Raw genomic sequence first — 8,355 nt, forward strand, 5'->3', positions numbered from 1 at the left:
GGCAAGATTAACCAATCATTTTAGCGCGCCAGCGATCGTAGAACTGTGAGATGGCCAGACCTGCCAGAATGATTGCTAACGCAGAAACAAAATGCCCAGGCAAAGCTTCAGACAAAGCCAGCGTACCAATAAGAACCGCCCATACTGGCACCTGATAATTCACCAGCGATAGGAAAGTTGGCCCTGCGCGATTGATCAGCACGGTCAGTAGCAAAGTCGCAACGGCAGTTGGAAAAATAGCAAGGTAGAGTATGCCAGCCAATGCGCTTGGGGCTGGTAAGTTAGGAATGCCTTCAAAATAAAAAGCCGCTGGTAATAGCATGAAGCTACCTAGCATGAGACCAGCTGCCGAATAGGACAATGTGTTGATCGGTGGACAAAGGCGTGTATTTATTGAACCAATGGCGTAACAACAGCTAGCAATTACACAGGCAAATTGTGCAGTCAGCATAAGCGTTGACTCTGTTCCTATTATGGTAAATGGCATGCCAAGATGATCGCCACCAACCAGCATTACAACACCGCCAAACCCGAATAGGAAGCCTGCACCCTTGGCTAAACTCATACGCTCGCCAGGAACCATATAATGTGCCAACGGCAAAACGAACAAAGGGACAACCGCCATGCAGATACCAGCAAAGCTGGAGGTGACGATCTGTTGTCCCCATGATAGTAAGCTGAAAGGTAGCGCGTTGGTAAATAGCCCCATAGCAAAGCAGTGCATCCAAATACGCCTGTTAGTTGGCGTATCGAATTTGGGCAGGCCATCGCCAAAAAAAATAGCGATAAACACCAGAATAATTGCGGCAATCGCCACCCGGCCAGCAGCAACACTAAGCGGGCCATATCCGGTGAGCGCCATTTCGACGCCGAAAAAACTGGCACCCCAGATGAGACCTAGAAAGGCAAGAATTAGCCAGTCATGGAGGGTGGGTGACTCAGGTGTTGTTTTGATGGATACCATAGGGAAACGCTAACAGAAATAAACAGGAAGATATGATTTTAATTGAACCCATTACAAAAAAACAGCCACCTGTAAGGGCGGCTGTTTGAGATATTATGTATGCGCTGAATGAACAGCTTTAGGCAATATTTTGGGCCCGCATGTCATTAGGGCTGATGCCTGCCACTTCGACAGGCTTTTTCATCGCGTCACGACGGAAAGGTTCGCCAAGTTCTTGATTGAGCATCACTTCGATAAATGTAGTCTTACCGTGCTTCATTTGGGCATCAATCGCGGTGTTCAACGCGTCGGTCAAACCGTCCATGCTGGTCGCAACAACACCTTCGACGCCACATGCTTTGGCAATGCCAGCATAAGAGACCTGCTGATCAAGTTCTGTGCCAACGAAATTATCTTCGAACCACAAAGTCGTGTTGCGCTTTTCAGCACCCCATTGGTAGTTGCGGAAGATTACCATTGTGATAGCTGGCCATTCTTCACGACCGATAGCAGACATTTCGTTCATTGAAATACCAAAGGCACCATCACCGGCAAAGCCTACAACAGGGACATCGCGTTTGCCAATTTTGGCACCCATGATGGATGGTAGGCCATAACCGCATGGACCGAACAAACCTGGTGCCAGATATTTCCGGCCTTCTTCAAACGTTGGATAAGCATTACCAATTGCACAGTTATTACCGATGTCAGACGAAATGATCGCATCTTTCGGCAAAGCTGATTGAATGGCGCGCCATGCCATACGTGGTGACATTTTTTGTGGCTCACGGCCACGTGCGCGTTCGTTCCATGTTGTGCCTGGATCGTCGTCTTCATGGTCAAGCGAGGTAAGTTCCTGCGCCCAAGATGATTTAGTATTGGCGATCACCGCGACACGTTCGGCGCGTCCGGCATTGCCAGCATCGTTACTAAGCTTGGACAGAAGGCTGGTGGCGACTTTTTTGGCATCACCAACAATTCCAACAGATACTTTTTTGGTTAAGCCTATACGATCAGGGTTGATGTCAACTTGAATGATACTGGCATCTTTCGGCCAGTAATCGACGCCATAGCCAGGCAATGTTGAAAACGGGTTTAGCCGGGTGCCAAGTGCAAGTACAACATCGGCTTTGGCAATCAATTCCATGCCAGCTTTCGAACCATTATAACCAAGGGGGCCTGCAAAAAGCGGATGTGATCCTGGAAATGCGTCATTATGCTGATAGCCACAGCAAACGGGCGCATCAAGCTTTTCAGCAAGTTTGATTGATGCGTCAATAGCGCCACCAATGACCACACCTGCACCATTCAGAATGACTGGAAACTTGGCAGTTGAAAGCAATTTAGCAGCTTCGTTAATGGCATCTTCACCACCACTTGGGCGCTCAAATTCGACGATTGCGGGCAATTCAATATCAATAACCTGCGTCCAGAAGTCGCGTGGGATGTTAATCTGAGCTGGTGCTGAGCAACGCTTGGCTTGAAGAATGACGCGGTTTAATGTCTCAGCAACGCGGCTTGGGTCACGCACCTCTTCTTGATAGGCAACCATGTCCTTAAACAAAGCCATTTGTTCGACTTCCTGGAAACCGCCCTGACCAAGAGTCTTGTTGGCGGCTTGTGGGGTTACCAGAAGCAAAGGTGTATGGTTCCAATAAGCAGTTTTAACAGGCGTTACAAAATTTGTAATACCAGGACCGTTCTGCGCGACCATCATCGACATTTCGCCTGTTGACCGTGTGTAACCATCAGCCATCATACCAGCGTTGCACTCATGCGCGGCGTCCCAGAATGTGATGCCAGCCTTTGGGAACAAATCTGAGATAGGCATCATGGCTGAACCAATAATGCCAAAAGCATGCTGAATACCATGCATTTGCAAGACTTTTACAAAAGCCTCTTCGGTTGTCATTTTCATTTATTTAACCCTCATTGAATATGTTAATTATGGCGCATTGAAACACGTGGATGACTAAAGCCTGACCTAGACAGGTAATGCGGTTAGCCGAATTTGTTTTAAAGGCTTGGCATAAACCATAGCAGGTTCTTATTTACTATGAATCGCGGGCCAAGCCAAGCTGACTTTGGATCCAGATCTAGGTAAAAATGGATCCAGATAGGCATGTCTTGCCTGCGCATCGTCTAAAAGACCCGCATAGGTGATTTGATGTTATTCGCTCTTGGTTGCGCTGCTATTAATATTAGTGAGTAATTCAGCTGTTATATCGTCACTATGTTCGCCACATGTTGGCGGTGAATAGCGGTAGGATACAGGCGTTTTGCTGAATTTGACTGGGTTGCCGATTAGATCAACCGCTCCACTCTTGGCGCTGGCATGGGGCATAACAATTTTCATTTCACGCGAGATCACCTGTTCGGAGTCAAACACCTCAGGTAGGGTATTGATGGGTCCACCAGGCACACCATGCTGCTCCATTTTGGCAACAAGTTCGGCTTTGGTCAGCTTGGCGATCTCGTTAGCAAGTATAGGTATCAGTGTATCACGGTGTTTCACACGACTCATATTTGTCAGATAGTCGGCATGGCTGGCAAGATCGTCGCGCCCGATCAGACCGCAGAAGCGGGCATATTGCGCATCATTTCCGGCCGCAACAACAATATGCCCATCGATGGTGGCAAAAACTTGATACGGGACAATGTTTGGATGCTCATTACCAAGTCGTTTTGGAGATTGTCCCGAGGTCAGATAATTAGTTCCATTATTGATCAACCAAGCGATCTGTGTATCGGCAAGACCGATATCTATATATTGGCCTTCACCTGTCCGTGTGCGATGTTGCAATGCGGCAAGCACTGCGGTGCAAGCGTAAAGACCGCACACAACATCAGCAACGGCCACCCCAACTTTCATGGGCTCACCATCGGGTGCACCTGTCAAACTCATGATCCCGCCAAAGGCCTGTGCCAGCAAATCATAACCTGGTAAATGTGCATTGGGGCCTGTCTGGCCAAAACCGCTGATGGCACAATATATTATGGCTGGGTTAACAGCAGCGATGGCGTCATAATCAAGGTCGTATTTGGCTAGCCCACCAACCTTGAAATTTTCGACCATAATGTCGCATTGAGTTGCCAGCTGGCGCACGGTTTCGGCGCCTTTGGGTGTGGTGATATCAATGGCAAAAGAGCGTTTGTTCCGGTTCGCCGATAGGTAATAAGCACTTTCAGCTGTTGGCATATCGTCAGGTCCAGTGACATAGGGTGGCCCCCAAGCGCGCGTATCATCTCCTAATCCTGGTTTTTCCACCTTGATAATATCGGCACCATAATCCCCCATTAATTGCGTGCAGGTTGGTCCCGCCAAGATGCGTGACAGATCAAGAACCCTGATACCTGATAAGGGGCCGTGATTTACCTGCGGTGGTGTATCTTTTTCAATCATGATTAACCGTAACGCCAAATGTGAAATTTTAACATTGTTACTTTGGGGTGCTGATGCTTGACAGGTAAAATCCTGTTGGCATCATGTTAGCCTTGTTTTGGCGAAACCCATACAATAACACATATGTATGTAATTTTTAGATGGGGTAGAGAATATGCATCAGCATTACGAGGCGCTAGAGAAAAATAAGGCCAATTACGTGCCGCTTTCGCCATTAAGTTTTATTCAGCGGACAGCTGACCTGTTTGGAGACCGTACAGCGCTGATTTATGGCGCACGGCGCTATAGCTGGTCAGAAACATATGGTCGATGTCGATCGCTAGCCTCTGCATTGGTTAAAATGGGGCTTGGGCTTGGTGATACGGTGTCAGTGATTGCTGCGAATACGCCTGAAATGTTCGAGGCGCATTTTGGGGTTCCCATGGCTGGATGTGTTCTTAACACTTTGAACACAAGAATTGAGGCTGAAACTATCGCCTATATTCTGGATAATAGTGATAGTCAGTTATTGATCGTTGATACGGCATTCCATGAAACTGTGATTGCTGCGTTGAAACTGCTGAACCGCGATATTGCCGTTATAGATATCCGCGATCCAGCGATGGGTGATATGCCCAATATCGGTGACCGCGATTACGAAGATTTCATCGCTAGTGGCGATGTCAATTATGACTGGAATCTTCCCGAAGATGAATGGCAAGCGCTGGCGCTAGGCTATACTTCGGGTACGTCTGGCCGACCAAAAGGCGTTGTCTATCATCATCGCGGATCATATCTGATGAGCGTTGGCACAGTCACAGCATGGGAGTTGCAGCACCATCCGACATATCTTTATGTGGTGCCGATGTTTCATTGTAATGGCTGGGGCCATGCGTGGACCATGACTTTGATGGCGGCGACGATTGTGCTGACACGGACGATCAGTGCGGAGGCAATTTTTGGGGATATTGAAAAGCACAAGATCACGCATTTTGGCGGCGCACCAATTGTTCTGTCTTTATTGGTCAATGCACCAGAAGCAACGCGGCCAAAGCTAGATTACAAGATCAAGGTGTTGACCGCTGGTGCGCCACCACCTGCGGCGATGCTGGAAAAAACAGCGGCGATGGGGCTTGAGGTCATGCAGGTTTATGGTCTGACTGAAACCTATGGCCATGTCACGCAATGTCTGTGGCGCTCGGAATGGGATGAATTGACATTTTCTGAACAGGCTGACATTCAAAGCTGGCAGGGCATTGCATTTCCTGTCGCCGAAGGGAGTGCCGTGGTCAATAGTGAAACCGGTAATGAAGTGCCGCGCGATGGCGAAACACAGGGAGAAATTGTTATTCGTGGCAATATAGTTATGAAAGGCTATTATAAGGATGCCGATGCCACAGCTGCGGCGATGCGTGATGGCTGGTTCTATTCGGGTGATGCCGCGGTGTGGCATAAAAATGGTTATGTGCAGATTAAGGATCGCCTGAAAGACGTGATCATTTCTGGTGGAGAGAACATCTCATCGGTTGAAGTCGAGGGGTATCTTTACCGCCATCCGGATGTGGTCGCGGCGGCTGTTGTTGCCAAACCCGATGAAAAATGGGGCGAGGTGCCCTGTGCGTTTGTCGAGGTAAAAGAAGCGGCAACCATAACCGAAGATGAATTGATGGAATGGTGTCGTGGTCAGATGGCAGGCTTTAAACGGCCCAAAGTTATTAAATTCGGGGAATTACCGAAAACATCCACAGGCAAAATCCAGAAATTTATTTTGCGACAAACAATGCAGACGTAACCTGACCCACTAAGCGTTATTTTTTCGGCGCAAACGTTTTTCACCACCTGCTGAACGGGGTGCCGCCGAACGTGAACCAGGTTTGCTGGCAGAACGACTATTTGGCTTTGATTTTGGTTTGCCAGCTTTACCAAAGCTGGGTTTGCCGCTTCGGTTATCTTTTTTGGTATCATCCCGATTGCTGTCTCGGCGTTCACCGTCAGCATTCCGCCGTTTACCTTCAGTGTTTGATTGTGCGGCAAAGGAAGGCTTTTTGCCAAAAGGCGGTTTCTTACCAAATGATGGTTTTTTGCCGAAACGTGGCTTGTCGTCATCTACGTGCTTATCGCTACGTTTGTTATCTCTTTGTGGCCGATCATCGCGTTGCGTATGATTGTCATTTGATCGTGCTGGTCTGTCACCAGACTTTTCCCATGGTTTTTTGCCAAACGGTTTTTTGCCAAAATCTGGCTTGCTTATACTTTTGCCAGAGCGCGCGGGTTTACTATTTGATGATGGTTTTGATGCACCACGTGTAGAGCGCCTTTCATCATTTCCACTATTATCATGCGATGACCATTTATTAGTAGCTCGTGTTTTGTTTTCATCCGGCTTTTTATTCCATTTTTTGGTGCTGGAAGAACCATCATCTGTGCGCGATGATTTACGATCGTTGTCAGCAAAGCGGTTGCTGGAGCGGTCATTGTCTGAGCGACGGTTAGCTGGACGACCATTTTCTGGACGGTCGCCTCTAGAACGACCAGACGCGTTGCGATTTCCTGAACGTTGCCGACTACGGCCTTTGGCTTTGGCAGGCTTGGCATGAAAATCAGTGACAGCTTCACCATCCATGTCAAAAAGTTCAACACGTGAGCCAACAACCGAAATGATGGCAGCAAGACGAGGCTCTTCAGAAGGTGAACAGAAAGATAAAGCAAGGCCGCCAAGACCTGCACGTCCTGTTCGTCCAATACGGTGAACATAGGCCTCAGGCGTATCGGTAATATCGAAATTGACCACATGAGACAGCCCAGCGATATCGATACCACGGGCAGCAACGTCAGTGGCAATAAGACCCTGTAATTTGCCATCACGAAAATTGCGTAACACTTTCTGACGAAGTCCCTGGCGCATATCGCCATGTAAAGTGTCAACAGCAAAGCCACGCGCTTCCATAAATTTAGAAAGCGCATCGGCGCGACGTTTGGTGCGCACAAAGATAAGACACTGGCCAGTATCTTCATGGTTAAGCACATCACACAACCGGTCACGTTTATCACCTTCAGCCATCAAGGTCACATGCTGGGTGATTTTATCGGCGGTTATACCGGTTTGCGGTGCTTTAACCCGCTCGGGGTCAGTAAGAAATTCATTGCCAAGCTTTTCGATTTCGGGCGGCATCGTGGCGGAAAACAGCATCGTCTGGCGATCAGCTGGCAAGGAAGCCGAAATATGCTTCATTGCCGGATAAAAGCCAAGATCAAGCATATGATCAGCCTCATCAAGAATCCAGTGCGTGATGCCGGACGGGTCGAATGAGCCGCGTTCCATAAGATCCATCAGGCGACCAGGTGTGGCCACAACAATATCGACCCCACGTTTCAACCCGCGGATCTGACCTTCGTAACGTGCGCCACCAAACACACAAATGTGCCGGATATTCATATCTGCAGATAGGCGTGACAGATTTGCCGAAATCTGATTGGCAAGTTCACGCGTTGGCGCCAAGATCAATGCCTTTGGCGGCTGTCCGGAGCGAACGCTTGGCGAATAGCTGAGTTGGGTCATTAGCGGTAGTAGAAAGGCAGCTGTTTTGCCTGTTCCAGTTTGCGCCAGACCGATCAGATCGTGTCCCAACAGCAAAAGCGGTATCGACATCTGTTGAATAGGCGTTGGCACAACCAGCCCTTCGCGCGCTAGCGTACTGAGCATTTTTTCGGGTAAATCAAAATCGGTAAAACTGCCGCCCGCAGAAGGTTGATCTGCTGAGTCAGCGTCGGTAAGGCTTGTCATAAGTAAAGTTTCCAGCAATAGCTTTTGGAGGGCGCTTTACACAAACCGCGCCTGTTTGTATGGCGGTTTATGCGCCCTAGCCGCGTTTTTGTCAATGCGGTGACAGATAGGAATAATTTACCGGCAATCTAGGCGTGGTTCAAAGAACAGCAAGGATAGCGTTTTTTGATAAAATGCGGCATATAGATAAGGTGGTCCCGTAGCTCATCAGGATAGAGCGACAGATTCCTAATCTGTAGGTAGGGG

5 protein-coding genes are annotated in these 8,355 nt (G+C 48.5%); 1 reads left to right on the forward strand and 4 read right to left on the reverse strand.

Features of this window, described 5'->3' with window-relative positions:
- Nucleotides 1–7: 7 nt before the first annotated feature.
- The 3 genes from ABNT28_RS00320 to ABNT28_RS00330 all read right to left on the reverse strand — a co-directional run bounded on the left by ABNT28_RS00320 (nt 8) and on the right by ABNT28_RS00330 (nt 4,346).
- The gene (locus ABNT28_RS00320; protein WP_332925223.1) at nt 8–964 is read right to left on the reverse strand and encodes a DMT family transporter; all 957 of its coding nucleotides are present in this window, start codon (nt 962–964) and stop codon (nt 8–10) included.
- A gap of 118 nt (nt 965–1,082) precedes the next feature.
- Nucleotides 1,083–2,861: a sulfoacetaldehyde acetyltransferase gene (gene xsc / locus ABNT28_RS00325; RefSeq protein WP_348720818.1), complete on the reverse strand. Its 1,779-nt coding sequence runs from the start codon at nt 2,859–2,861 to the stop codon at nt 1,083–1,085.
- A gap of 252 nt (nt 2,862–3,113) precedes the next feature.
- On the reverse strand, nt 3,114–4,346 hold the full coding sequence (locus ABNT28_RS00330; RefSeq protein ID WP_348720819.1) for a CoA transferase: 1,233 nt from the start codon (nt 4,344–4,346) through the stop codon (nt 3,114–3,116).
- Nucleotides 4,347–4,500: 154 nt separating this feature from the next.
- Between ABNT28_RS00330 and ABNT28_RS00335 the strand changes: the two genes are divergently transcribed.
- Entirely contained in the window at nt 4,501–6,117 is a 1,617-nt protein-coding gene (locus tag ABNT28_RS00335) for an acyl-CoA synthetase (RefSeq protein ID WP_348720820.1), read from the forward strand.
- A 9-nt stretch (nt 6,118–6,126) separates the two neighbouring features.
- Here the strand turns inward: ABNT28_RS00335 and ABNT28_RS00340 are convergent, their stop codons facing one another.
- Nucleotides 6,127–8,109: a DEAD/DEAH box helicase gene (locus ABNT28_RS00340; protein ID WP_332925219.1), complete on the reverse strand. Its 1,983-nt coding sequence runs from the start codon at nt 8,107–8,109 to the stop codon at nt 6,127–6,129.
- Nucleotides 8,110–8,355: the final 246 nt, after the last annotated feature.

The organism is uncultured Candidatus Puniceispirillum sp., from assembly GCF_963979125.1.
Taxonomy (GTDB): Bacteria; Pseudomonadota; Alphaproteobacteria; order Puniceispirillales; family Puniceispirillaceae; genus Puniceispirillum.

Coding starts and splice junctions, on each gene's coding strand:
- ABNT28_RS00330 (WP_348720819.1), bottom strand. CDS start 4,346: ATGATTGAAAAAGATACACCACCGCAGGTAAATCACGGCCCCTTATCA.
- ABNT28_RS00335 (WP_348720820.1), top strand. CDS start 4,501: ATGCATCAGCATTACGAGGCGCTAGAGAAAAATAAGGCCAATTACGTG.
- xsc (WP_348720818.1), bottom strand. CDS start 2,861: ATGAAAATGACAACCGAAGAGGCTTTTGTAAAAGTCTTGCAAATGCAT.
- ABNT28_RS00340 (WP_332925219.1), bottom strand. CDS start 8,109: ATGACAAGCCTTACCGACGCTGACTCAGCAGATCAACCTTCTGCGGGC.
- ABNT28_RS00320 (WP_332925223.1), bottom strand. CDS start 964: ATGGTATCCATCAAAACAACACCTGAGTCACCCACCCTCCATGACTGG.